Genomic DNA, 25,143 nt, shown 5'->3' on the forward strand with positions numbered 1-25,143 from the left:
AGGGCCGGTATTGAGGGCGGGAATTCGTGATTCCCGCCCTTTTTCAATTCAAAAATGTTCTTAAAAATCAAAGATAAAAATATTTAACGAGACCTTTCCGGCTGGCATTTCCATTGCTATGTCTCGGGTAAGCCAAAATGGCTTTGCGGCAAAAGCGCCGCTCAAATCCCCGACCAGAATGGAAAGGACACTGTCGATGTCGAACATGTCGATCAATACCAACTACGGCGCCATGGTGGCGCTGCAGAACCTCAACAAGACCAACAGCGACCTGCAGTACACTCAAAACCGTATCAATACGGGGCTGAAAGTGGCCGGCGCCAAGGATAACGGGGCGGTTTACGCCATCGCTACCCAGCAGCGCGCGGATGTGGCCTCCCTTGGGGCGGTTACGGACTCGCTCGATCGCGCCAGATCGGCCGTCGACGTGGCGCTTTCCGCCGGTGAGAGTATTGCGGATATGCTTACTCAGATGAAGGAGAAGGCACTAGCCGCTTCCGACACGACGCTTTCCACGGTCAGTCGCGCCGCCCTGAACGAAGACTTCAAGGCGTTGCGCGACCAGATATCGAAGACGGTCAGCAATGCTGCGTTCAACGGTGTCAATCTGATCAGTAGCGGGGCGCCGAGCATCGCGCCCCTGGCCAATGCCGACGGTTCTTCGAAGCTGACGGTGGCGGCGCAGGATCTGAGCCTGACGGGCAGCAATATCACGCTGTCGGCCGGTTCAGGGTTCACCTCGTCCGTGGAGGCAAAGTCCATCGCCGACGCGGTGACCGTGTCAATCTCGAACGTTTCCGCGGCTCTCGGCCGTCTGGGGACGTCCTCGAAATCGCTGGAAGCGCACTCGCTGTTTGTGTCGAAACTGGTCGACTCAATGGAGGCGGGGATCGGTAATCTTGTCGATGCCGATCTTGCCAAGGAAAGTGCGAAGCTTCAGGCCTTGCAGACCAAGCAGCAGCTTGGCGTTCAGGCCCTGTCGATCGCCAACCAGGCGCCGGGTATCGTCACCCGCCTGTTCCAGTAAGTCGCGTAGTTACGCCGGAGCATCGATCCCTTTCGGATCGGCTCCGGCTTCTTTTTTTGTTCTTGGTCTCGTTTCCTGCCTTTAACTCCGCCGGTAAAATCTGCCGACCCGGCAGAAATTGCCGCAAACCGGCAAAAATTGCCGGGCCCGAAGCGTGGTTAAGGCATGTATAATGCTTGTTTTTCAGATAGATGTGCGATTTTTCCGTGATCGGAGCGCTGGCCCGCCGCTTGCAGTCATAACGGCAGGCAAAATGCCGCCGGACGACAAAATGTCTCCGGTTCATCTAGAAGAAGGACTAGACTCATGGCGCTGAACAGCGTGAATACCAATTTCGGGGCTATGGTTGCCCTGCAAAACCTCAACAAGACCAACTCCGACCTGCAAGTCACCCAGAACCGCATCAATACCGGTTTGAAGGTGGGTAGCGCTAAGGATAACGGTTCGGCCTATGCTATCGCGCAGGGTCAGCGTTCCGAAATCTCGGCTCTCAACGCGGTCCAGGAATCGCTTTCCCGCAACCAATCCGTCGTCGACGTGGCTCTGTCCGCGGGCGAGTCCATTTCCGATCAGCTCTCGCAGCTCAAGGAAAAGGCTCTGGCCGCTTCGGATACCACGCTCAACACGTCGAGCCGGAACGCGCTGAACGAAGACTTCAAGGCCATTCGCGACCAGATCGCCAAGACCGTGTCGAACGCTTCGTTCAACGGCGTCAACCTGCTCGATGGCTCGAAGGCGACGATCACGGCCCTGGCTAACGCCTCGGGTGGTGGTCTGACCGTTGCGGGCCAGAAGCTGACGGTCGGTGGCACCGGTTCCGCCATCACCCTGTCGGCTGCGGGTGAAATCGATACCCTCACCAAGGCCACTGCGGCTATCGCCACGTTGACGACCTCGATCAACAACGTGTCGGCTTCGCTGGCCAAGCTGGGTACGGCTTCCAAGTCGCTGTCCAATCACACGAGCTTCATCGGCAAGTTGCAAGACTCGCTCGAAGCCGGTGTCGGCAACATCGTGGACGCCGATCTGGCCAAGGAAAGCGCGAAACTGCAGGCCCTGCAAACCAAGCAACAGCTTGGCGTTCAGGCCCTGTCGATCGCGAACCAGTCGACTTCGACGGTTCTGAGCCTGTTCCGATAAGGAATGACGGGGGCGGGGCCTTCGGGTATCCGCCCCTTTTCTTTTCCGATCGTGGGCATGGCTCTGTTTCACGGTCATTAGCAGAGGGCGTGCCGGCGTAAAAGACGCCGCGCGTGATGCAGGAGATGATTACGAATGTTGTAAATGTGCCCGCCGTCACCGATCCCACTCAGGTCAAACCCGTAGAAACGGTCAAGCCTGTCCAGGAAGTCGCTCCGGCCAACGCGGGCAGCAAGGCGGACAATGGTCTGTCGAATCAGGCTCAGCCGCAGTCGCAACCGGCTTACATGCTGAAACTGACCATCGACAAGGATCCGGACAGCGGCGAATTCATCTACCGCGCCATCGATCGCTATACCGGCGAAGTGGTGCGCCAGTTCCCGCAAAAGGAACTGATGGAAATGCGCAAGTCCAATAGCTACAAGGCGGGAAGCATCGTCACGACAAGCGTCTGACGGTCGTTCTATCGCTCATATTCTGATTGTTTGCCGCGTACCTGAGCAGGGTCGCGGATAAAGCCGTTTGCGTATATTAACCTTTTGGTTACCATGTTCGTTAACACTTCTGAGTCGAAGCGTACATGGAGAATCCTCATGCCGACGGTCAGCGTCAATACCAATAAAACAGCCATGACGGCGTTGCAGAACCTGAACTCAACGACGCGCAAGCTGGAAGCGACGCAAACCAAGATTTCTACAGGGCTTGAGGTGTCCAGCGCCAAAGACAATGCGGCGCTCTACTCCATCGCTCAGGGCCAGCGGGCCGACCTCAGTTCGCTGAACGCGGTGAAAAATTCCCTTAACCGCGCCACCTCGGTGGCCGATGTGACCCTCGCCGCCGGCGAATCGGTGTCGGACCTGCTGGTGCAGATGCGCGAAAAGGTCGTGTCGGCCATGGACCCGTCGATTTCGACGGCGTCGCGCAACGCCCTCAACGGCGATTTCAAAGAGTTGTTGCGTCAGGTCGCCCATGCGGTCTCCAACGCCACCTTCGACGGCACCAACCTTCTGAACGGCTCGCTGACCAACGGTATCAAGTTCATCGACAATGCCGACGGCAGCTCGGTCGTCACCCTGTCTTCGCGCGATTTCAGCCTCGGCGGCTCGATCATCAGCCTGACGTCGACGGCCGATATTCTGAGCATGACCAGGGCGACCTCGGCCCTTGCCAATCTCGATTCTTCCATCGACACCGTCAATGCCAGCCTGGCTTCGCTGGGGTCGGAAGCCAAGCAGATCGAAGGGCGTCAGAACTTCGTGGCCAAGCTGTCCGGCGCTATCGAAGTCGGTATCGGCAACCTGGTCGACGCCGATTTGGCCAAGGAAAGCGCCCGGCTTCAGGCCCTGCAGGTGCAGCAGCAACTCGGGACGCAGGCCCTGTCGATCGCCAACCAATCGCCGCAGGCCATCCTGAGACTGTTCCAGTAATTCTCCAGTAATTCAGGTAACTTTTGACTTGAAACGCCCGCCGGTAACCGGCGGGCGTTTTCGTTTGGGGATAAAACTTTGGCGTGTGAGAATCTTTCGCGGGTTAACGCTTCTTAAGGGTTGATGGGCGAAGATAGGGTTCCATAGCGAACCCGGATAATGACCATATCCTTCGATACCAGCCTGCTGACGAGTTATTACAACTCGAAAATCCGTACCTCCGCGAGTACGGGCAGCACGACTGCGTCCTCCAACACGGCCACCAGCCCGACCGGAACCAGCAAGGCCCCGACGGCGCCGTGGGAGAAGGGCGGCACGACGGACGACACCCTGGTCAAGAATATTCTGGCAGGAAAGAGCTTCATCCGAGAATCGGCAATCGATCTCGATGTTGCCGGCGCTTCGACGGACTACAAGAAACTCTACACCCTCTATACCGGGCTGAACTCGCTGCGCGCCGTGGCGTCGAAAGCCCAGTCGATCCTGACCGGCTCGAATCCTGATTCGATCAGCAACACGACCCAGCTCAATACCTTGCGCCGCCGCTTCGACGCCGGGCTGGGCGAGGTGAGCGCGTATGTGAAGGACGCCGATTATCAGTATCTCGACCTGATTCAGGGCGGCATCACCGACAAGACGAAGTCGAGCGTGGGCGTGCCGCGCACCGATGCGACCTATTTTGCCAAGGACATCCATTCCGGCACCGCGACCAGCGAGGTCGAAGCCTTCAAGGGCGATGTCGCGTTCGATATATCGGTCAAGAAAACCGGTACGGCGACGCCGATCAATGTCCATATCGATCTGTCGGAAATGGGTAGCGATACGCGCTCGATGTCGAACGTCGTCAACTACATCAACGGCAAGCTCAAGGACGCCGGTCTGACGACCAAGTTCGCGGTTCAGCGCACGCCGGGCACCGACAAGACGACCGAGTCGAACGGCAAGACGATCAAGATCGGCACCAATCCCGATACCTTCTCGCTGAAGATCCAGGGCGACACGTCCGAGGCCCTGACCTTCAACGCGGCGTCCACCGGTGATTCCGTGTTTGTCATCCAGAAGACGGGCGATACGGACAAGTCTACGAAATACAACAAGGAAACCAAGAAGTTTGAAGAGGTCACGCCGGAACAGACGACCGGCATGGTGAAGTTCAATACCGACGGCGACACGGTTTCCAAGCCGGGCGACACCTATTTCACGGCGGGCCGCAGCATCCAGAACGAGCTGGCGGACTCGATCAAAAAGGTGCACCAGACGGTGTCAGGCGCCGACGGTTCGGTCTATGTGCTGGCCGATGTCGACGGCGCGGTCGAGGGCCAGACCATCAAGGGGACGCAGGACGTCGCCCTGATCAAATACGATTCCGCCGGCAACGTCGTCTATGCCCGCACGCTGGGCGCCGCCGACACGGCGACCGGCTATGCGCTGACCGTCGCCGACGATGGCCGGGTGGCCATTGCGGGCTCCGTAACCGGGACCTTGTCGACCGTCACCACCACGACCGCCACCTACACGGTGGATGGCAAGACCTACACCAGCACCTCGACCAAGGAAGATTCCGGCACGTCCGGCGCGAAAGCCACGGTGGCCGACAGCTTCGTCACCGTCTTCGACGCTGGCGGGCAGGAGATGTGGACCAAGCGCTACGGGTCGATCGACGAAGACACCGCTCTGGCCGTTTCCTTCGGCGACAACGGCACCGTGCATGTGGCGGGCAAGACGCGCGGCGTGATGCAGGGCGGCGGCGGTTCGGCCGGCGGCTGGGACGCCTATGTGCGCAGTTTCGACTCCACGGGCAAGGCGACCGCGACCATCCAGTACGGCGGCGCGGGCACCGATCAGGCCAGCGCCATCAAGGTCGACGGCAACACCCTGTACGTGGCGGGAGTCGAAGACGGCAATATCGTCCTGCGCGCCTATGATATTACCGATCCGGCCAAGCCGGTCCTTGGCGGCACGCGCAATCTGGGCGGTCTCGGCGGCGGGCAGATCGGCGCCATAGACGTCTATGACGGCAAGGTCTATGTCGGCGGCTCGACCGGCAACAGTCAAATTCTGGGCGGCGGCAGCGGCGCGGCGGCCTTCCACGGTTATTCCGATGCCTTTGCGGCGGCGGTCGACGCCGATTTCAACTCCACCGCCGGCGACAAGGTCGTCTATTACGGCGGTGCGGGCGACGAGAGCGACGTCAAGGTGCAGTTCACCAACGGCAAGGTCTATTTCGCGGGCCAGACCGAGGGGGAAATCGCCGGGACGACCAAGCTGGGCGAGGCCGACGCCTATATTACACGCATGGACATGGCCACGGGCACGGTGGAATGGAGCCAGCGCTATACCGGCAAGGACGGCGAGGTCGATCCTCAGGCGATGGCGGTTTCGACCGGCGGGGCCTCGGTGCTCGACAAACTGGGCCTGCCTTCGGGCACCATGCAGTACAAGGATTCGACGCTGCTGACCTCGGCGACCTCGGTACGCGCGGGCGATTCCTTCTATCTGCGCGACAAAAACGGTGCGCAGAAGAAGGTCACCATCGAGGCCAATGAGACGCCCGATACCCTGGCCACCAAGATCAAGCGCGCTGCCGGCTATAACCTCAAGGTGACGGTGGCCAAGGTCTCTGGCAAGGCGGAATCGCAACTGGTCATCGAGCCCGCGAACAAGAATGCGCAGATGGAAATCATCAAAGGTCCCGCCGGTAAGGACGCGCTCGAAGCGCTGGGCATTGCCGACGGCCTGATCCGCACGGCGGAAGACACCTCGGCCTCATCGTCGAAGAAAAAGACCTCTTCGGAGGATGAGAAACTGTTCGGCCTGAAGTTCAATTCCGACATCAACCTGACCTCGGAAGAAAGCATTACGGCGGCACTCAAGACGATCGACGACGCCCTGAAAAACGTGCGCTCGGCCTATCGTTACCTGCGCTATGGCGAGGACACCACGTCGACCGAGGACGGCAAGAAGAATAACGCCACCTCGACCGGTTCGGCGGCCTACTGGAATAGCCAGGCTTCCAACTACGCCGCGGCGCTCTCCCGCTTGACAGGCGGCGCATAAACAGGCCTTTAGGGGGTATTACTCACCTCCGAGGGGATGGACTATGGCGCTGAACCGAAAGCAGACGATCTGGCTGGCGGGCGCGGGCGGGGCCCTGCTGCTGGCCGTGCTGATCGGATGGGCGATTTCCAGTTCACAAAAAGAAACGCCGCGCATGAACACCGAAGGTCCGGGCCTGGTTCTGGACATCGACGACGCGCCGACCCTCGACGCCAAGAAGACGCTGCGTTGCTTCGTCAACGGCGAATTCGTGGGGCAACTGACCATCGCTGACTGCGCCAAGAAGAACGGCGTCGCCGCCAATGCGCTGGACGTCGGCGTCGACGAAAGCGGTGAGATGACCGCCGCGCCGACCGCGTCTCTGGCCCCGCCGCCGGTCATTTCGGACGCCAATACCGCGCCGGTCGTCGTCGATTCGGGTGAGCCCGTGGCCAATCCGGTGACCACCAGCGGTCCGGCCGGGGCCTGTCTGCGCTTTGCCGGCAACGAATGGACGCGCCTGTCCGACGGCATTTCGCTCAATGCCTGCGCCACCCTCTTGTTCGATGGCCGCTGCGAGCGTCCGGGGTCGGCCTCTTACGGCCGGTGGGGCGCGCAGACCCTGCGTCTTGTGCCCAAGCGCGTCGAAATCTCGGATGACAATAAGAATTTCCGCACCCTGATCGAACAGGGCCAGGGCTGTTCGGTAAAGTAGGGAGTGGCGTGATGAAACCTGTTCTGTGGATCATGGCGGGCGCGGCCTGCGTGGCTCTGGCCGGTTGCGGCCCGGCGCCGCTGAAGGGGCCGAAGGAACGCAATGTCTGCTTCCACGTCGGTTTCCCCAAGGACCAGCCGCCGAAGTTCAACGTCATCAAGAAGGACGTGCCGTCGCTGGAATACTGCGCCGCGCATCTGGACGCCCTGCGCATCAAATTCCTCAGCATGGGCTCGCCGCGCAAGGAGATCGTCGGCGTCTATAACGGCACCTTCCTGTGGTCCGACGGTCGCGGCGTCAAGATCGGTCAAAGCTATGAGGGCGCGCGCATTCCCTTGCTGACCAAGGCCCCCGATGGCCGTCTGGTCGTGCCGGGCGCATTCGAAGTGCCGGAAAAGACCGACTTCTCCGACGTCCAGACCCTGCCGGAAAACCTGCCCGAAAAGAAGTAGGGCGGGGCTTTACCGTGTCGCGCCCTTGATGCCAAAAACCGCTGCACACTTTTGGGAACGTGCCTGGCCATCGCACCAAAAGATGTGAACAAAGCGTTAACTCGCGCTTGGCAGGCGCGCGTTTGCGGCATATGTTCGGCGCTTCAGATTCAATGTGTCCGCCGAATCGCGGGCAGAATAGAAGGCTCAGTGCATGGCGGGTTCGGTCAACAAGGTCATCATTATCGGCAATCTGGGTAAGGACCCGGAAATCCGCACCCTCAACTCGGGCGAGCGCGTCGCAAACCTGACGGTGGCCACCTCCGAGCAATGGCGCGACAAGATGTCGGGCGAGCGCAAGGAAAAGACCGAGTGGCACCGCGTCGTGATCTTCAACGACAATCTGGCTAAGATCGCCGAGCAGTATCTGCGCAAGGGCTCGACCGTCTATCTCGAAGGCTCGCTGCAAACCCGCAAGTGGACCGATCAGCAGGGCGTGGAAAAGTACACCACCGAAATCGTGCTGCAACGCTTCAACGGCAATCTGACGCTTCTGGGCGGTCGTGGCGACAGCGGCGGCGGTGGTCAGTCCTCCGGTGGTTACGATCAGGGCGGCGGCTACGGCGGCGGTTTCGATGACGGCGGCTACGGCGCGCCGGCGTCGTCGGGTCCGAAGGCGCAAGGGTCCGGCCCCAAGCAGAACTTCGATCTGGACGACGAAATCCCGTTCTAGGGACGGACTTTACGACATTCAAAGCCTGCGGCGACCCCGCAGGCTTTTTTGTATTCTGGAGATACGCACATGACCCATCCGGTTTTCACTCCGGGCAAGGCCGCCGTGATTACGGGCGGCGCGTCGGGCATAGGTCTGGCGGCGGCGATACGGTTCGCGGCGCTGGGGCTGAAGCTCTGTCTGGTCGATATGGGCGCGGACCGGCTGGAAGCGGCCCGCACGCAGATTCTGTCGGCCACCCCCGATGCCGAGGTGCGCGTGGCTGAGGTCGATGTTTCGGATCGTCAGGCGCTGGACGGGCTGGCTGCGATCCTGACCGGCGACTGGGGCGGGGTGGACGTACTGATGAACAATGCCGGCATCGGCGGTAAGGGCGATGTGCTGGGCAGCGCCGATTACTGGCGTTCGGTGCTGGAGGTCAATCTGTGGGGCGTGATCAACGGCGTGCAGGCCTTCGCCCCGGCCATGATCGACAGTGGCCGCGCGGGGCTGATCATCAATACCGGTTCGAAACAGGGCATCACTACGCCGCCCGGCAATCCGGCCTATAACGTCTCCAAGGCAGGCGTGAAGGTGTTTACCGAAGCGCTGGAACACCAGTTGCGCAACACGCCCGGCAGCCGCATCACGGCGCATCTGCTGATCCCCGGTTTCGTCCATACGGGTATGACCGGAGAGGCGGGCGGTGAAAAGCCTGCCGGGGCGTGGACGTCCGGGCAGACCGTCGATTTCATGATGAGTTGCCTGTCGCGCGGAGACTTTTATATTCTTTGTCCGGACAATGACGTGTCGCGCGAACTGGATGAAAAGCGCATGAAATGGGCCATGGAGGACGTCATCGAAAACCGTCCGCCGCTGTCGCGCTGGCACCCGGACTGGGCTGAGGCCTTCAAGGCGTCGCTCAACTGAAATAAGTGTTAACAGGCCGGCTCAGGAAGGGGCAAAAACGCCTTCCGGATTTGGGGATCAAGCCTAATAGTGCTAGGGTGCGCGTTAATAAACGCGCCGGCAGATAGTCAATCTACTTGGCTGTTTTGATGAAGTGATCTGCGATTTTTGATGAGAATGATTGGGGGAATAATGAGTGACGTTGAGGATTTGGAAGTAAAGATCATCGAGGCGTTATCTAAAAGTAAGGGGCATTTAACGCGAAATGACCTTTGGAAAAAGCTTCCTACCCCTAATAAGCAACCCACGCAGGAATATTGGCCTGCGGAGCAATCACTTGTTGATAAGCAAAAAATTGTTCGTCGCAGAGGACATCGCGGCGGCATTTATCTCGTTGATCAGGCAGACGTAATTCCGACGGAAGTGACGGCGGAGACCATAAAAGCTGCGAATCCTGAAACGAAGCAAATACTCATGGAGCGTGAGTATTATGACTCAATTTTAGGAACGATAATTAGCAACTGGACTTTGCAACCAGGTTTTACGCATGTTTACGGTGCGGTGACAGCAGGGCAAGGGCGACGGCAAACTGGAGGCAGGTGGACGCGCCCTGATATTGTTATATGTACAGTATCAGAATGGTTGTTTTCTTCTCGACCAGAGGGAGATGTACGTACGTTCGAGGTTAAGCGTTTTGAAGCTCTTGATGTGTTGGCTGTCTATGAAGCTTTGTCGCACAAGTCAAAAGCTCATTATGCGTACTTGTTAATTGTAAATGTTCCTGAAAGACTTTCTGAGGATCAGAAAGCTGATCTTGAAGGCGTGCTTTCTGTCGCCGGTAAGCATGGTATCGGCGTCATTACAGCTAAAGATCCGAATGACTGGTCAAGTTGGGAATTTGAACTGGATGCTACTCGCAGCGATGCAGATCACCAAGCGATCAATCAAATGCTTTTAGATCAAGTGCCTCCTGATGTTCGAGAGCATTTTCATCGGAGTCTTCGCACTGTTACAGTGCATATATAGTGGGCGTTGTGCTGATGGGCGACGTCATCGAAAACCGCCCGCCGCTGTCGCGCTGGCACCCGGACTGGGCCGAAGCCTTCAAGGCGTCGCTCAACTGAAATAAGTGTTAACAGGCCGACTCGGCAAGGGTCAAAAACGCCTTCCGGATTTGGGGATTAAGCCTAACGGTGCTAGGGTGCGCGTTAATAAACGCGCCGGCGTGTGATTCCCGCCCGGTGCTTCTGTACACGCAACGAAACGGGCTTCATGACCGATACTCCCGCCTCCGGCCTGCCGTCGCCTCAGGGCATTTCGCACATCGCCATCGAGGACGAACTCAAGCGTTCCTATCTCGACTACGCCATGAGCGTCATCGTTTCGCGCGCTCTGCCGGACGCGCGCGATGGCCTCAAGCCCGTGCATCGCCGCATCGTCTACGCCATGTACGAGGAAGGCCGCACCCACGACAAGAAGTACGTCAAGTCGGCCAATATTGTCGGCGACGTGATGGGTCGCTACCACCCGCACGGCGACGGCGCGATCTATGACGCCCTGGTGCGTATGGCTCAGCCCTTCTCTATGCGCCTGCTGCTGGTCGACGGTCAGGGCAATTTCGGCTCGGTCGACGGCGATCCGCCCGCGGCCATGCGCTACACCGAAAGCCGCATGACCAAGGCCGCCGAGTCGCTGATCGCCGATATCGACAAGAATACCGTCGATTTCAACGACAACTACGACGGGGCGCGTCAGGAACCGTCGGTTCTGCCGTCGCGCATCCCCAACCTGCTGGTCAACGGCGCCGGTGGCATCGCGGTCGGCATGGCCACCAACATCCCGCCGCACAATCTGGGTGAAATCGTCGACGCCTGTCTGGCCATGCTCGACGATCCGGAAGTGACCACCGAGACCCTGCTCGGCATCGTGCCGGGGCCGGACTTCCCGACCGGCGGTGAAATCCTCGGCCGCTCCGGCGCGCGTCAGGCGCTTTTGACCGGGCGCGGTTCGGTCATCATGCGCGGCAAGGCCTCGGTCGAAACGATCCGCAAGGACCGCGAAGGCATCGTCATCACCGAACTGCCGTATCAGGTGAACAAGGCGACCCTGATCGAGCACATCGCCGAAATGGTGCGCGACAAACGCATCGAAGGCATTTCCGACATCCGCGACGAGTCCGACCGTCAGGGGATGCGCGTGGTGGTCGAATTGAAACGCGACGCGTCCGGCGACGTTATTCTCAATCAGTTGTACCGCTATTCCGCCCTGCAGACGAGCTTCGGCGTCAACATGCTGGCGCTGAACCACGGTCGCCCGCAGCAGATGGGGCTGCGCAAGCTCCTGGAAATCTTCCTCGATTTCCGCGAAGAGGTGGTGGTCCGCCGCACGCGCTTCGAACTGAACAAGGCGCGCGACCGCGGCCACGTCCTGGTCGGTCTGGCCATCGCCGTGGCCAATATCGACGAAATCATCCACATCATCCGCTCGTCCGTCGATCCGACCGAAGCCCGCGAACGCCTGACGGCGAAGAACTGGCCGGCGGGCGACATGACGCCGCTGATCGACCTGATCGCCGACCCGCGCTCGATCGTCTTCGAAGGCGGGGAGGTCCGCCTGACCGAGGAACAGGCCCGCGCCATCCTCGCCCTGACCCTGTCGCGTCTGACCGGTCTGGGCCGCGATGAAATCTTCGGCGAAGCGCGCAATCTGGCCGCCGCCATCGCGGAATATCTGGCCATCCTGTCGTCGCGCCAACGCATACTCGGCATCGTGCGCGAGGAACTGGAAGAGGTGAAGGCGCTCTATGCCGAGCCGCGGCGCAGCCTCATCGTCGACGGCGAAGCCGATATCGAGGACGAAGACCTGATCCCGCGCGAGGACATGGTCGTCACCGTCACCCATTCGGGCTACGTCAAGCGCACGCCGCTCAGCGCCTATCGCACGCAGCATCGCGGCGGCAAGGGCCGTTCGGGCATGGCGATGAAGGACGAAGACGCCATTACCGGCATCTATGCGGCCTCGACGCACCAGCCCATGCTGTTCTTCTCCTCGACGGGCAAGGCCTACAAGCTCAAGGTCTGGCGTCTGCCGCTGGGCAATCCGCAGTCCAAGGGCAAGGCCTTCGTCAACCTGCTGCCGCTGGACAAGAACGAGACCGTCACCAACATCCTGACCCTGCCGGAAGACGAAGCCGCCTGGGACCGTCTGGACATATTCTTCGCCACGCGTTCCGGCGACGTTCGCCGCAACAAGTTGTCGGACTTCGTCAATGTCAACCGCGCCGGCAAGATCGCCATGAAGCTGGAAGACGGCGACGCCATCGTCGGCGTGGCCCTGTGCACCGAGGATCAGGACGTGCTGCTGTCCACCGCTTCGGGGCGCTCGATCCGCTTCGCCGCCGATGAGGTGCGTGTGTTCAAGGGCCGCGATTCGACCGGCGTGCGCGGCGTGCGTCTGGGGGAGGGCGACACCGTCATCTCCATGGCCATCCTGCGCCGCGTCGCCGCCACGCCTGCCGAACGCACGGCCTATCTCAAGCACGCGGCGTCGCTGCGCGCCGCCGTGTCGGGCGAAGGCGAAGAGGTTCCGGTCGCGGTCGAGGACGACGCCGAAGAGGGCGCCGAAGACGCGGCCCTCACCGTAGAACGCATCGCCGAACTGGGCGCGGCGGAAGAATTCATCCTCACCATCGCCGACACCGGCTTCGGCAAGCGCACCTCTTCCTACGATTATCGTCGTACGGGCCGCGGCGGTCAGGGCATCGTCGCCATCGACCTGAGTAAGCGCGGCGGCAAGCTGGTGGCCTCCTTCCCGGTCGAAGACACCGATCAGTTGCTGCTGGTTACCGACGGCGGGCAACTGATCCGCACCCCGGTGGATCAGGTGCGCATCGCCAGCCGCAATACGCAGGGCGTGACCATCTTCCGCACGTCGGGCGAAAAGGTCGTCTCGGTCGAGCGTCTGGCCGAAAGCGGTGAGGAGGGCGAAGGCCCCGACGAGGCCGAGGTTGCCAGCGAGGGCGAGGCCGGATAAGGCTTCCCCCCACTATACACATAAGGAGCCACGTCAGATGGCCAAAAGGATAGGGCTCTACCCGGGGACCTTCGACCCGATCACCAACGGGCATTCGGATATTATCGGCCGTGCGGTCAAGCTGGTTGATCATCTGGTGATCGGGGTGGCGCGCAATACGGGCAAGGCGCCGGTGTTCACGCTGGATGAGCGGGTCGAGATGTTGCGCGAAAGCTGCGCGCCGTTCGCCGATCGCGTTGAGGTCTTGCCTTTCGACAGCCTTTTGATGCACTTTGCCGAGGAACTGGGGGCATCTGTCATCATTCGCGGCTTGCGCGCGGTGGCCGATTTCGAATACGAGTTTCAGATGACGGCGATGAACCAGCAGATGAACCGTGACATCGAGACGGTGTTTCTGATGGCCGATCCCCGGCACCAGGCGATTGCCTCCCGATTGGTCAAAGAAATAGCCCAATTAGGCGGCAATATCGCGCCGTTCGTTTCAAAAAGCGTCGCTGAGCGGCTCTTGGCTAAGGTTGGAAAAGACTAATGACGTCTATGATGGGGGCTGCGCGCGCGGCAGGTCTGGCAATCGCCGCAACGCTTCTGGCCGGGAGCGCTTTGGCCGTTACGCCGGGCTATCGTCCGGTCGATGCCGACAACACGCTGGTGATCGACACCAGCAAGGGGCGTGTCATCGTTGAAATGTATCCCGAACTGGCCCCGCAGCACGTCGAGCGCATGAAGACGCTGACGCGGCAGGGCTTCTATAATGGGCTGAAATTCCACCGCGTCATCGAGGGCTTCATGGCCCAGACCGGCGACCCCAAGGGCACGGGCGAAGGCAATTCCGAACTGCCGAACGTACCGGGTGAATTTATCATCCGCCGCGATACGCAACTGACCATCACGCCGGTGACCAATGAACGCGGCGTGCTGACCGGCTTCGTAAAGGCCCTGCCGGTGCAGTCGCAGGTCAACGATCTGATGGCGATCACCAAGGACAACAAGGTCGAGACCTGGGGCCTCTACTGCTCCGGCACGCTGGGCATGGCGCGCGCCGGCGACGTCAATTCGGCCAACAGCCAGTTCTTCCTGATGCGCTCCTATACCGACGCGCTGGAGCGCAAATATACGGCTTTCGGCATGACGCTGGTCGGTCTGGACGTGGTGCGCAAGCTGAAGATCGGCGAGCCGCCGGTCGATCCGGACACCATGACCAAGGTGCAGGTGCTGGCCGACATCCCCGAAGCCGAGCGTCCGAAGATCGAGGTGATGGATACCAACTCTTCGGAATTTGCCGCTTTGGTCGAGGCCAAGCGCAAGACCAGCCCCGGCGGTCTCGCCGGTTGTGATATCACGGTGCCGGTCAAGGTGAATTAAATTAATCTCTTCCCTGTCGCGTAGCGATGGGGAGGTGGCATTTTGAGCGTAAGCGAGAAATGACGGAGGGGGGGCAGAGCTGTGCGTCTGCTCAGTCGCTCCAATCTTGGCTTGTTTCCGCTCATTTTTTCGAGATATCCCCCTCCGTCAGTCCGCTTTGCGTCCTGCCACCTCCCCACGCTTCGCGCAGGGAGTAGATTTAGGGCCTGTCCTTTTCAAGCGCTGCCGTGGTGACGGCGCAGCCCTTGAGCACCTCGTCGCTCATATTGATCTCGGCGGTAAGCGGGTAGACCCGGTCGCTCATCCCGTCGGAGCATTTCTGCGCGATCAGGGTCAGGCTCAGTTCGTTGGTCAGCAACTCGGCGCGGGCCGGGCCTTCCTTGTCCTTGTTGATTTCGAATTCCTGACGCGGAAAGACCCTGGCTTCCTCGCCGGGGCGCTCGAGTGTGGCCTCGTCTCCGGTAAGGGTCAGAGACCAGAAAGGTTCGGTGCCGGTCACGGTAAGCGGCGCATTCAGATCGACGCCGGCCAATGAATCGATCTGGATCGATTCGGGTTCCGGCGGCTTTTCCGCCTTGGGCGAACAGGCGGCAAGCGCAAGAAGGGCAAGCAGGCAGGCAGGACGCGCCGCGGACCGGTTCATCAGTCTTCGTCCTTTTGCTTCTTTTTGTCTTTCTTGTCTTTTTTCTCGTCATCGCCGTCAGGGATAGCCGCGCCGACCACCTTTCCGGTGGTGCCGATGACAGCGCCCGTTACCCCCACCGCGGTGCCGACCGCCGCGCCTGTAACGGCGGCGGCCAGACACCCCTGAAGCAGGAGCGGAAGCCCGATCAGGGCTGTGAGGGTAACGAGCGGCTTAAGTCGCATCTATGCGGCATCCAGGACAAGAATTTCGGCGTCTTCCAGCGCTTCGAAGGTCAGCACATCTTCATCGATGATGGCCGCGCCGTCGCGCGCTTTCAGTTCCAGACCGTTAAGCTTAACACGTCCGGCGGCCAAGACTACATAAACATGTCGGCCTTTTTCGGGCGCGTAGGTCTCGGATTGTCCGCTCAGCAGGGTCGCCCCCAGAAGGCGGGCCGGCGTGTGGATCTTCAGCGCCTCGGTATCGTCGTCGAAGCCCGAAGCCAGCGCCACGAAGGTGCCGGCGCGGTCGCCCTTGGGGAAGGGCTTGGCGCCCCAGCGGGGGGCATGGCCGCGCTTGTCTGGGATGACCCAGATCTGGAAGATCTTGGTGAGGACGTCCTCGACATTATATTCGGCATGGCGAATGCCCGTGCCGGCGGACATGACCTGAACGTCGCCGGCTTCGGTGCGCCCGCGATTTCCCAGATTGTCCTCATGGGTGATGGCGCCTTCGCGGACATAGGTGATGATTTCCATGTCGGCGTGCGGGTGCGGCGGAAAGCCGGACTTCGCGTCGATCTCGTCGTCGTTCCATACGCGGATCGAACCCCAGCCCATATTCTGGGGGTCGTAATAGTCGGCGAACGAGAAGTGATGGCGGGCGTTCAGCCAGCCGTGCTTGGCGTTATAGAGCTTTTCAAAGGGGCGATGCTGGATCATGGCGTAAGCCTTTCGCTAAAAGCGTTGCTGTTGAGCGTCAATATATGGCGATCCGGCGTTGCGCATAGAGCGCAGTATGGGAACCTGCTGTTGCTGAAATGGCAACCAATGACCCTGAATTTATGGCTGTTCCCTGTGGCGGGGTTGGGGCAGTATGATCTGCGATGTAGGGGGATCAATGGACAAGGCGCTCATCTACGGTCAGGCACTGGCGCAGTTGCGGATGCGGGCGCGCCTGTCACAGGACAAGGCCGCCGAAGCCGCCGGTACGTCCCAGCCGACCTGGGCGCGCTATGAAAGCGGCGACAGCCGCGCCTTTTACGATCGTCTGGCAGTGCGTTCTAAAATCGTCCGCGCGCTCGGCTTTTCCCTTCGCGATCTCGACGCCGAAGCCGAGGCGCTGACGGCAGATATGGCCTATGTCATGGCGGAGGAAACTGCGGACGGCGTGGCGGCGTCGGCGGGCGTCGATCTGGGGGCACTGAATCGCCCGACGCTCAAACGGGTACAAATTACCACCGACGACCTTAGTCCCTACCTGCGGGCCGGCGGGTTCGCCATCTACGATACGGCGCGCCTGCCGAAAGCGGGGGATGGCGTCATCGTCCATCTGCGCGACGGCCGGTTGTTGCCGCGCTTTTATCTCAGGCAGGCTACGGAGCTTTGGGTCGAGCGCATGTCGGCCGAAGGCGAGGGCTATGTCCGGCAGAGCGAGACGCTGAACATGGCGCGGGTGGCCGGCGTCTATCCCATCGTGCTGCGCGGAGATACAGAATAAATCGCATAAATTGCATAAAATGAATTGACAATCGGGGCGCGCATTTGCATTCTCCCTCCCGAAAAGGGGAGGGGAGGACATGCGCCGTACTTCACAACATCCGGTCGATCTGGCGGTGGGGCAGAATATTCGCCTGATCCGCAAGGCGCGCGGCCTGACGCAGGAAAACCTGGCTGACGGCGTCGGCGTGACCTTTCAGCAGGTTCAGAAGTACGAGAAGGGGACGAACCGCGTCAGTTGTTCGATGCTGATCCGTATCTGCGAGCAGTTGGAGGCGCATCCGATGGATATTCTGCCGCCCCTGTCGTCGGTAGCGCATCCGCTGACCGAACTGCCTTGGTATCGCGACGCGCAAATCGTGCATCACAATAATCCGCGTCTGCTGCCGGAACTGAAGCGGCTCAGCCGCTCGCAACTGCATACGCTGCTGATGGCGGCGCGAGCCTTCGCCTGAACGGCGTCAGGCGGCCAGCGCCTTCTCTATGGCGTCGATCAGGCGCACATCGTCCGGCGCGACGTCGGGCGAAAAGCGGGCGACGACCTTGCCGTCGCGACCGATGATGAACTTCTCGAAATTCCACAGGATTTCACCGCGCGGGGTCGGCGGGAAACCGTAACCCGCAAATTTTTCGCGCATCAGTTCGGAACCTGCGGCATCGGGCCAGGCTTCGGTCAGGGCGGCGTACAGCGGATGCTTGTCTTCGCCTGCCACACTGATCTTGGAGAAAAGGGGAAAGGAGACGTCGAACGCCGTCTGGCAGAAGCTGGCGATTTCCTGATCCGTGCCCGGTTCCTGCCCCATGAAGTTGTTGGCCGGGAAGCCCAGAATTTCCAGACCGGCATCGTGCTTGTCGCGATAGAGCGCTTCCAGCGCCTCGTACTGCGGGGTCAGACCGCACTTCGACGCCACATTGACGATCAGCAGCACCTTGCCGGCATAGTCGTTCAGCGAGGCGTCGCCTCCGTCGATACGTTTCAGCGGAATATCGTACAGTTCGCCCATCAGGCCCTCCATGACGACAGGAAGATAGGGCATCCGCTCCACCATGCAATATCAAAATCCGCTTTGATCACAGGCGCCTGAGGTCAATCAGGCGGCGCTGGCCCGCCGCGCCGGCAGCGTTGGTGCAAACTGGGCCAGATGATATCTGAGATAATCGCATAGCGTCAGGGCGTAGATATTCAGATTGGCCATACCGGCCTTTGCGCGCAGGAAACGTTCGCACAGGCCGAGCATGTCGAGATAGAGCCGGTTCTGGAACTGGATATAGTCGATGTCGAAGCGATCGGCTTCGATCAGTTGCAGGGCATCGATATCCTTCTGCTGTTCCGGCGACGGCACATAATCCGGCGTCAGGGCCGATCCGGCCTTTTCGAGCGCGGTCAGAAGCGCTTCGTTCAGCCAGACGTGGCTGTCGGCCATGTGCCGGGCGTAGGCGCGGATATCGGGACATTGCGAGCGCAGGGTCGCTGTGCGATGAATCTGGATCGCCACGGCATTGAGGCGCGAGACCAGCCCGACAAAGATTTCAGAAATATCAGATGCAGCCGCTGGCGACAGGGCCGTGCGGATTGCGCTCAGTCGGGGCAGGCCGTGGGTTTGCGTACGGGGACGTGCAGACAACAGATTGGACAGCGGGGTCATGGACCTCTACTCCGGAAAAACAAATACAGCGTCCGCTTTTTTTTAACACCGGTTCGCAGCGTCTGTTCAGCAGCCGTCCGCGAGCCTGACCATCGTCATTATGGGGGCATGGCGTTCGGCCATAGAATTTTCGAAGAAGAGGATGCGCCGATTTTCGGCGAAACTACGGCTTTTAGCCGTTTGTTTTCGGGCGCTTTCAGCGGAGATTTTTTCCGTACCCGTTCTTGTTCGTACCCTTAAGGTGAAATCGGTAAGGATGACATCGGGCAAGGGTTAAGGCGCGTAAGGGCGACGTAAGAATTCGTCTTTTTACGCAATAGATTCCCATTTTTGGCGCTCACAAGGGATCGATTATGATTGAAGGCGAAGGCTTTCGACGCTAAAAGGTCTGACCAATATAGCAATTAGGTCGGATAAAGGTGCATGGGACGGACGTTCGGGACGCGGTTTGTATCGATAATGCTGGCGATATTCGCCTTGTTTTCCTTCCCGGCGTTCGCCGAGGATCTGCGGCCGCAATTCCTGCTGACGGGGGCGGTCAGCCGCGACCTGCAGGAACTGTCGGGGACGTGGACCTATTCCAAGGACCTCTATCGCACCGGTCTGACCGACATCAACGGCTGGGTGGCCAAGTCGCGTATGCAGCGCTACCGCGACCTCGATGTCGCCGCCGAAGAGGCCAGAGGCGGGGCGACCTTCTTTGAATTCGACCTCGACCGCGGGCCGCAGATGAGCATTCCCGGCGCGTGGAACGCCGCCGAGCCGGAACTGCGCTATTATGACGGACTGATCTGGTTCCAGCGCAAGTTCACGCCGAAAGCACTCAACGGTGGCCGCGCCTTCCTGCGTTTCGAGGCGGTCAATTACAAGGCCTATGTCTACCTCAACGGCAAGGAAGTCGGTCGTCACGAAGGCGGGTTTACGCCGTTTGTGATCGAAGTGACGCAAGCCCTGCGCGCCGGTGAAAACCGCCTCAGCGTCGGCGTGGATTCGACGCACGATGCGCAGTCCATCCCAACCGCGATCACCGACTGGGACCTCTATGGTGGCATCACCCGCCCGGTGAAGCTGATCTACACGCCGGAAACCTTCGTCGATGACGCGACCCTGACCCTGACCGAGGATGGACGCCTGAAAGGGCTGGCGCAACTGAACGGCACGAAGGCCGCCGGGCAGAGGGTGACCCTGACCATTGCCGGGCTGAATGCCAAGGTAACCGCGACGACCGACGCCCGTGGGCAGGCCGTGTTCGACCTGAAGGCGCCGCGCGGGCTGAAGCGCTGGGCACCCGATACGCCGGTCCTGTACGATGTGGAATTCTCAACGGTTGACGACAAGCTTTCGGACCGCATCGGCTTTCGCACCATCGCCGTCAAAGGCAAGCAGATCCTGTTGAACGGAAAGCCGATTTTTCTCAAGGGCGTTTCGCTTCACGAGGAAGAGTTCGGCAGCCACCCGGCGCGCAATATGACGGAACAGGCCTCGCGCGCCCTGCTTTCGGAGATCAAATACGGCCTGCACGGCAACTATGTGCGCCTGTCGCACTATCCGCACTCGGAAACGACGGTGCGTCTGGCCGACGAGATGGGGCTGCTGGTATGGAGTGAAATCCCCGTCTACTGGACGGTGGACTGGGAAAACCCGGCGGTGCTGCAAAAGGCGCTGAAGATGCAGGCGGAAACCGTTTTCCGCGACCGCAATCGCGCTTCGGTCGTTCTGTGGAGCGTCGGCAACGAGACTCCGGTGTCGACGCCGCGCACGGCGTTCCACAGCGCTATGGCCGACAATGTGCGGGCCTTAGACCCGACGCGTCTGATCAGTGCCGCCTTGCTGGTCGAGCGCAAGGGCAGCGAAATCTACCTCGCCGACCCGCTGTTGGATAAGCTCGATGTGCTGGCGGTGAACACCTATGCCGGCTGGTACGGTGACGACCCTCTGTCGGCCCTGCCGGACCTGCATTGGAACGTGCCGGCGGATCGCCCGCTCATCCTGTCGGAATTCGGCGCGGACGCCCTGGCGGGCTATTTCGATCCGACGGCCTCGCACAAGTTCTCGGAAGAGTATCAGGCGGAATACTACCGCCAGACGCTAACGATGGCCGATAAGATCCCGACCCTGAACGGTATGTCTCCGTGGATATTGAAGGACTTTCAGTCCCCGCGCCGCGAACATCCGGTATTCCAGAACGGCTGGAATCGCAAAGGTCTGGTGTCGGAAACCGGCGTGCGCAAGCAGGCCTTCGATGTGCTGGCCGACTATTACGCACGCCAGACGCAGAAGTGACGTAGATTTTAGTTTCGACGGCATCGACTCCGTGATCTGGTCCTCCCGCTGTTTCCGTCGGGAGGACTTTTCATGCGCAAATCCCTTTTGGCCGTCGCTATGGCGGCCGGTGTGTCGCAGATGCCGATGATGGCTCTGGCCGATGCCGAAAAGCCGGCCAATCTGATCGCCGACGGCATTCCGGCGGTGCCGGATGACATCGTTGCGGCGACCCGGCCCTATATGGAGTTCCGCACGGCGGCCTTCCGCGGCTGGAATCCTGTCGATAAATCGATCCTGATTTCGACGCGCTTCGGCAATGTCGCGCAGCTACATACGGTGAAGATGCCGATGGGCGCACGCACGCAGATCTCGTTCGAAGCCGAGCCGGTCGGCGGCGTGTGGTCGCCGCAGGGCGATGTGCTGCTGGTGTCGAAGGACACGGGCGGTAGCGAATTTTTCCAGCTCTACACGTTGAAAGACGGTCGCCTGACCCTGCTGACCGATGGCAAGAGCCGTAATGGATTTCAGGGGTTCTCCAAGGACGGCGAACTGATCGCCTATACCTCGACGCGCCGCAACGGCACGGACAGCGACATCTACATCATGAACCCGCGCGATCCTAAGACCGACCGCATGGTGGCGCAGGTCAGCGGTGGCGGCTGGGGCGTCGGCGACTTTGCGCCGGATAAGAAGACAGCCATCGTCACGCAATATATCTCGGTCACCAAATCGAACCTGTTCGTGCTCGATCTGGCCAGCGGTCAGATGACGCCGATCGGCGACCACAAGAAAGACATCGCCTGGGGCGGGGCGCAGTTCGCGCCGGACGGCACGCTGTGGGTCACCTGCGACGAAGGTTCCGACTTCCAGCGGTTGGGGACGCTCGACATCAAGACCGGCAAATTCACGCCGAAATCGCCCGATCCCAGGTGGGATGTCGAAAGCTTCGATATCGCCGATGACGGCGGTTTCATCGCCTATTCGGTCAACGAGGCGGGCGTCTATCGCCTGAAACTGCTCGACCCGAAAACGGGCAAATCCACCGCCGTGACCGGCCTGCCGCAGGGCACGGTCGGCGGTTTCGACATTGCGCCGTGGGGTGAAATCGGCGTCACCGTGGCCTCGGCCAAGGCGGCGTCGGACGCCTATTCGGTCGATCCGAAGACCATGACGGTGAAGCGCTGGACGCAGTCGGAGACGGGCGGGCTGGACCCCAATGTCAATGCCGAACCGGAATTTGTCGAGGTGACCTCGTTCGACAAGGAGAAGGTGTCGGGCTTCCTCTATCGCCCCGATCCCAAGAAATTCCCCGGTAAGCGCCCGCTGATCGTCAATATCCACGGCGGGCCGGAAGGGCAGTCGACCACCGGCTTTCTGGGGCGCAACAACTATCTGCTTAACGAGTTGGGCATCGCCATCTTCTATCCGAACGTGCGCGGTTCGACCGGCTTCGGCAAGCGCTTCGTCTCGCTGGACAACGGACCGTTCAAGCGCGAGGATTCGGTGAAGGATATCGGGGCCTTCCTCGACGTGCTGGAAATGGACGCCAGCCTCGATGCGTCGAAGTTCGCGGTCACGGGCGGCTCTTACGGCGGCTATATGTGCTACGCCGTGGGCATCCGTTACGGCGCGCGGCTGAAAGGGGCCAACTGTGTGGTGGCGATTTCGAACTTCGTCACCTTCCTTGAAAACACCCAGAGCTATCGCCGTGACCTTCGCCGCGTCGAATATGGCGACGAGCGCGACCCCAAGCAGAAGGCCAAGCTGCTGGAGATTTCGCCGATGACGCGGGTCGACGAATTGAAGCTGCCGCTGATGGTCATCACCGGGGCCAACGACCCGCGCGTGCCCAAATCCGAGGCCGATCAGATCGTCGAAGCCGTGCGCGCCAAGGGCGGCATGGCCTGGCATCTGGTGGGCATGGACGAGGGCCACGGCTTCGCCAAAAAGGCCAATCAGGACTATCAGTTCTGGACCAGTCTGATGTTCTGGCAGAAGACGTTGTTGGGGGAATGAGAGGCAGTCCTTCTCCCCGTTTACGGGGAGAAGGTGGCTTTGAGCGGAGCGAAAAGACGGATGAGGGGCAACGGCAACGGCCCATCCCTCTCCCCGCAAGCAGGGAGAGGGGGCTTACAGCAACCCCTTCGCCTTCAGCGCTTCGATCTCTTTCACCAGCGCGGCTTCGTCGCCGGAGCTGATCAGCGCCTGAATGCGGTCGGCCCCCAGTTCGGCCAGCACCACATGGCGGTACTTCATCAGATAGCCGCTGGCCTTCGGATCGTAGCCGAAGCGCGGGGCCAGCCTTTCCAGCACCGCGTCCGCTGTCTTTTCCGCCGCGCCGGAATGGATATAGCCCGCATCCGACTCGTTATGGATGAAACATTCGCGCCAGACGCCGGTTTCACCGGTCGCATCCGTGCCCCAGTCGATCTCCAGCCCGTTTGCGCCCTGCCTCAGATACCCGGCTTTGATCGGGTCGATGCGGGCGATGATGGCGGCGGCTTCGAGCCAGGTGGCGACCTTGGCTGCGCCATCGCCGACGGGGGCGGTGTGGGCGCAGGCTTGAGTGATGACCAGCCGCGGCGATAGCTTGCGCGCCATGCTCTCAGAAAGGCCGAGGACGTGGTGAGAGCCGGTGGCGTTGGCGCCGCCGATCCGCTGTTCCGGCAGCGTCGTACCGTCCGGCTGCCACTGGAAGACCAGAGCCTTGGCCCAGTCGTGCCAGATGGCGGCGGCGGAGACGAGGCTGGCGTCCACCGGCAGGGCGGCGGAGGCGCTGTAGAGTTTCGACAGCGCCGCGCCCGAACGCTGGTTGAACAGTTCGTGCTCAGGCAGGCCGCCGGGCCAGCCGTGGTGCGAATGGATGGGGCCGCCGGGGGCCGCGACGAACGGCTGTATCAGGGTAGGGCAGTCGCCGCCTTCCCCCGCCACGGGCGGGAAGACGCCGGCGGTCGTCGCCGGGCCGGTATCGGCCACAAAACCGCGCGCCGCCAGCCGTGTCAGGATGACCGCCTTGCCCTCGTCGCTCAGGCCGGCGCGGTGCCGCACGCAGGTGCCGGGCTGGAGTGCATCAACCGTTGCTTTGCGAATATCCGGGTCTTTGATCGTCTGAGCCGTTTGCTGCAAGGCCCTGTAATCCTTGCGGGCACGCTCCGCCACATGCGGTTTGGCGGCGAGGGCCGGGGTAGCCGCCAGAACAGCCAGACTCAAGACAACAGACTTCACTTCAACCTCTCGATCAGCGCCATGGCGGCGTGCGGGTTTTTCACCTTGTCGCCGCTGATGACATAGGCGAACACATCGCGCGATTTACCATCGCTTTCGTGACGGTTTCTTTCGCCGACGCAGGCAATATCCTCAGGCACGACGCCCGTTTCGATGGCTTTCAGCCGCCCGGACCACTCATCGAGCGCGGCTTCGGAATAACCGATGGGCTCGTTCTCTTCGGTGCCCAGGAGGCGCAGATAGGCGAAATCCGTCGTCTGGTCGCCGATCTGCGGGAAGTCCTCATCGAAGGCATTGACCACGGCGACCTTATAATGGCGGGCCATGTCGATGAATTCCGGCGTCTGAAAGGTCGGGCTGCGCACCTCGATGGCATGGCGCAACGTCACCCCGTCGTGCGAGGCAGGCAGCAGCTTGAGGAAGGCCTCGAAATCTTGCGGATCGAATTTTTTGGTCGCCATGAACTGCCAGTTGATCGGCCCCAGCTTGTCTTTTAGCTCGGTGACGCCCGATCCGATGAACTTCTCGATCGAGTCACCCGCTTCGGCCAGCACGCGGCGGTTGGTGGTGTAGCGCGAGCCCTTGACGCAGAAGACGAAACCGTCCGGCGTGTCGTCGCGCCATTTGGCGAAGGTTTCCGGCTTTTGAGAGCCGTAATAGGTCGAGTTGATCTCGATGGAGGTCAGCTTGCGGCTGGCATATTCCAGCTCTTTTTTCTGCGATACGTCGGCGGGGTAGAAGGTGCCGCGCCACGGCTCAAAATTCCAGCCGCCGATACCGATATAGATGCTCATGCCTGCCTCCGTGAATGGTACGGCGACTATCTACGGTCAATGGACAGGCGCTGTCAGTATGAAAAAGCGGTGGGGTTGC

Annotated in this window: 25 protein-coding genes; 17 read left to right on the forward strand and 8 right to left on the reverse strand. The window is 60.7% G+C overall.

Annotated elements, in window-relative coordinates; genetic code table 11:
* Positions 1-60 precede the first annotated feature (60 nt).
* Entirely contained in the window at positions 61-207 is a 147-nt protein-coding gene (locus LH365_RS06305) for a hypothetical protein (RefSeq protein ID WP_226745317.1), read from the reverse strand.
* On the opposite strand from LH365_RS06305, the gene LH365_RS06310 reads away from it, so the two are divergent.
* The 13 genes from LH365_RS06310 to LH365_RS06370 all read left to right on the forward strand — a co-directional run bounded on the left by LH365_RS06310 (position 197) and on the right by LH365_RS06370 (position 14,791).
* Positions 197-1,027: a flagellin gene (locus LH365_RS06310; RefSeq protein WP_226745318.1), complete on the forward strand. Its 831-nt coding sequence runs from the start codon at positions 197-199 to the stop codon at positions 1,025-1,027. The two genes, LH365_RS06305 and LH365_RS06310, sit on opposite strands and share 11 nt — an antisense overlap.
* 306 nt (positions 1,028-1,333) lie before the next feature.
* Positions 1,334-2,167 (forward strand): flagellin, encoded by an 834-nt coding sequence (locus LH365_RS06315; RefSeq protein ID WP_226745319.1) that lies wholly within the window; start codon positions 1,334-1,336, stop codon positions 2,165-2,167.
* A 125-nt stretch (positions 2,168-2,292) separates the two neighbouring features.
* Complete coding sequence (locus LH365_RS06320) at positions 2,293-2,622, forward strand: flagellar protein FlaG (protein WP_226745320.1); 330 nt, start codon at positions 2,293-2,295, stop codon at positions 2,620-2,622.
* Between the two features lie 138 nt (positions 2,623-2,760).
* Complete coding sequence (locus LH365_RS06325; RefSeq protein WP_226745321.1) at positions 2,761-3,594, forward strand: flagellin; 834 nt, start codon at positions 2,761-2,763, stop codon at positions 3,592-3,594.
* Between the two features lie 159 nt (positions 3,595-3,753).
* Positions 3,754-6,651, forward strand: coding sequence for a transcriptional regulator (locus LH365_RS06330; RefSeq protein ID WP_226745322.1), 2,898 nt, complete (start codon positions 3,754-3,756; stop codon positions 6,649-6,651).
* A 43-nt stretch (positions 6,652-6,694) separates the two neighbouring features.
* Positions 6,695-7,345 carry a hypothetical protein gene (locus tag LH365_RS06335; RefSeq protein WP_226745323.1) on the forward strand — a complete coding sequence of 217 codons (651 nt, stop codon included), beginning with the start codon at positions 6,695-6,697 and terminating at the stop codon, positions 7,343-7,345.
* Positions 7,346-7,356: 11 nt separating this feature from the next.
* Positions 7,357-7,797 carry a hypothetical protein gene (locus tag LH365_RS06340; protein ID WP_226745324.1) on the forward strand — a complete coding sequence of 147 codons (441 nt, stop codon included), beginning with the start codon at positions 7,357-7,359 and terminating at the stop codon, positions 7,795-7,797.
* A gap of 193 nt (positions 7,798-7,990) precedes the next feature.
* Positions 7,991-8,509: a single-stranded DNA-binding protein gene (ssb, locus tag LH365_RS06345; protein WP_226745325.1), complete on the forward strand. Its 519-nt coding sequence runs from the start codon at positions 7,991-7,993 to the stop codon at positions 8,507-8,509.
* 69 nt (positions 8,510-8,578) lie between these two features.
* The gene (locus LH365_RS06350) at positions 8,579-9,418 is read left to right on the forward strand and encodes an SDR family oxidoreductase (protein WP_226745326.1); all 840 of its coding nucleotides are present in this window, start codon (positions 8,579-8,581) and stop codon (positions 9,416-9,418) included.
* Between the two features lie 171 nt (positions 9,419-9,589).
* A complete protein-coding gene (locus LH365_RS06355; RefSeq protein WP_226745327.1) occupies positions 9,590-10,423 on the forward strand; it encodes a hypothetical protein in 834 nt (277 codons plus the stop codon).
* Positions 10,424-10,669: 246 nt separating this feature from the next.
* The gene (gene gyrA / locus LH365_RS06360) at positions 10,670-13,429 is read left to right on the forward strand and encodes a DNA gyrase subunit A (RefSeq protein ID WP_226745328.1); all 2,760 of its coding nucleotides are present in this window, start codon (positions 10,670-10,672) and stop codon (positions 13,427-13,429) included.
* A gap of 37 nt (positions 13,430-13,466) precedes the next feature.
* The gene (gene coaD / locus LH365_RS06365) at positions 13,467-13,958 is read left to right on the forward strand and encodes a pantetheine-phosphate adenylyltransferase (protein WP_226745329.1); all 492 of its coding nucleotides are present in this window, start codon (positions 13,467-13,469) and stop codon (positions 13,956-13,958) included.
* The gene (locus LH365_RS06370; protein WP_226745330.1) at positions 13,958-14,791 is read left to right on the forward strand and encodes a peptidylprolyl isomerase; all 834 of its coding nucleotides are present in this window, start codon (positions 13,958-13,960) and stop codon (positions 14,789-14,791) included. Before coaD ends, LH365_RS06370 begins: the two co-directional genes overlap by 1 nt.
* 199 nt (positions 14,792-14,990) lie before the next feature.
* Here LH365_RS06370 and LH365_RS06375 read toward each other — a convergent pair whose 3' ends face one another.
* From LH365_RS06375 to LH365_RS06385, 3 genes are read right to left on the reverse strand one after another with little or no spacing between them, the layout of a single operon-like run.
* On the reverse strand, positions 14,991-15,434 hold the full coding sequence (locus LH365_RS06375) for a COG3650 family protein (protein WP_226745331.1): 444 nt from the start codon (positions 15,432-15,434) through the stop codon (positions 14,991-14,993).
* Positions 15,434-15,658 (reverse strand): NF038104 family lipoprotein, encoded by a 225-nt coding sequence (locus LH365_RS06380; protein WP_107876875.1) that lies wholly within the window; start codon positions 15,656-15,658, stop codon positions 15,434-15,436. The genes LH365_RS06375 and LH365_RS06380 overlap by 1 nt, the downstream gene beginning before the upstream one ends.
* The gene (locus LH365_RS06385; RefSeq protein WP_226745332.1) at positions 15,659-16,357 is read right to left on the reverse strand and encodes a pirin family protein; all 699 of its coding nucleotides are present in this window, start codon (positions 16,355-16,357) and stop codon (positions 15,659-15,661) included. It lies immediately after the preceding gene.
* Positions 16,358-16,535: 178 nt separating this feature from the next.
* Here LH365_RS06385 and LH365_RS06390 point away from each other — a divergent pair, with 178 nt between their 5' ends.
* Together LH365_RS06390 and LH365_RS06395 are read left to right on the forward strand one after the other, a co-directional pair.
* Positions 16,536-17,135, forward strand: a complete 600-nt coding sequence (locus LH365_RS06390) for a helix-turn-helix domain-containing protein (RefSeq protein ID WP_226745333.1) — start codon at positions 16,536-16,538, stop codon at positions 17,133-17,135.
* 79 nt (positions 17,136-17,214) lie between these two features.
* Positions 17,215-17,589: a helix-turn-helix domain-containing protein gene (locus tag LH365_RS06395; protein WP_226745334.1), complete on the forward strand. Its 375-nt coding sequence runs from the start codon at positions 17,215-17,217 to the stop codon at positions 17,587-17,589.
* A 6-nt stretch (positions 17,590-17,595) separates the two neighbouring features.
* Here the strand turns inward: LH365_RS06395 and LH365_RS06400 are convergent, their stop codons facing one another.
* Both LH365_RS06400 and LH365_RS06405 read right to left on the reverse strand, forming a co-directional pair.
* A complete protein-coding gene (locus LH365_RS06400; RefSeq protein WP_226745453.1) occupies positions 17,596-18,138 on the reverse strand; it encodes a glutathione peroxidase in 543 nt (180 codons plus the stop codon).
* 87 nt (positions 18,139-18,225) lie between these two features.
* Positions 18,226-18,780 (reverse strand): DUF4142 domain-containing protein, encoded by a 555-nt coding sequence (locus LH365_RS06405; protein WP_226745335.1) that lies wholly within the window; start codon positions 18,778-18,780, stop codon positions 18,226-18,228.
* A 423-nt stretch (positions 18,781-19,203) separates the two neighbouring features.
* On the opposite strand from LH365_RS06405, the gene LH365_RS06410 reads away from it, so the two are divergent.
* Together LH365_RS06410 and LH365_RS06415 are read left to right on the forward strand one after the other, a co-directional pair.
* Entirely contained in the window at positions 19,204-21,063 is a 1,860-nt protein-coding gene (locus LH365_RS06410) for a glycoside hydrolase family 2 protein (protein ID WP_226745336.1), read from the forward strand.
* Positions 21,064-21,135: 72 nt separating this feature from the next.
* The gene (locus tag LH365_RS06415; protein ID WP_226745337.1) at positions 21,136-23,061 is read left to right on the forward strand and encodes a prolyl oligopeptidase family serine peptidase; all 1,926 of its coding nucleotides are present in this window, start codon (positions 21,136-21,138) and stop codon (positions 23,059-23,061) included.
* A 114-nt stretch (positions 23,062-23,175) separates the two neighbouring features.
* Here LH365_RS06415 and LH365_RS06420 read toward each other — a convergent pair whose 3' ends face one another.
* Together LH365_RS06420 and LH365_RS06425 are read right to left on the reverse strand one after the other, a co-directional pair.
* A complete protein-coding gene (locus LH365_RS06420; protein WP_226745338.1) occupies positions 23,176-24,270 on the reverse strand; it encodes a hypothetical protein in 1,095 nt (364 codons plus the stop codon).
* Positions 24,267-25,064 carry a DUF72 domain-containing protein gene (locus LH365_RS06425; RefSeq protein WP_226745339.1) on the reverse strand — a complete coding sequence of 266 codons (798 nt, stop codon included), beginning with the start codon at positions 25,062-25,064 and terminating at the stop codon, positions 24,267-24,269. Before LH365_RS06425 ends, LH365_RS06420 begins: the two co-directional genes overlap by 4 nt.
* Between the last annotated feature and the right edge of the window lie 79 nt (positions 25,065-25,143).

Source organism: Asticcacaulis sp. AND118 (genome assembly GCF_020535245.1).
Classification (GTDB): Bacteria; Pseudomonadota; Alphaproteobacteria; order Caulobacterales; family Caulobacteraceae; genus Asticcacaulis.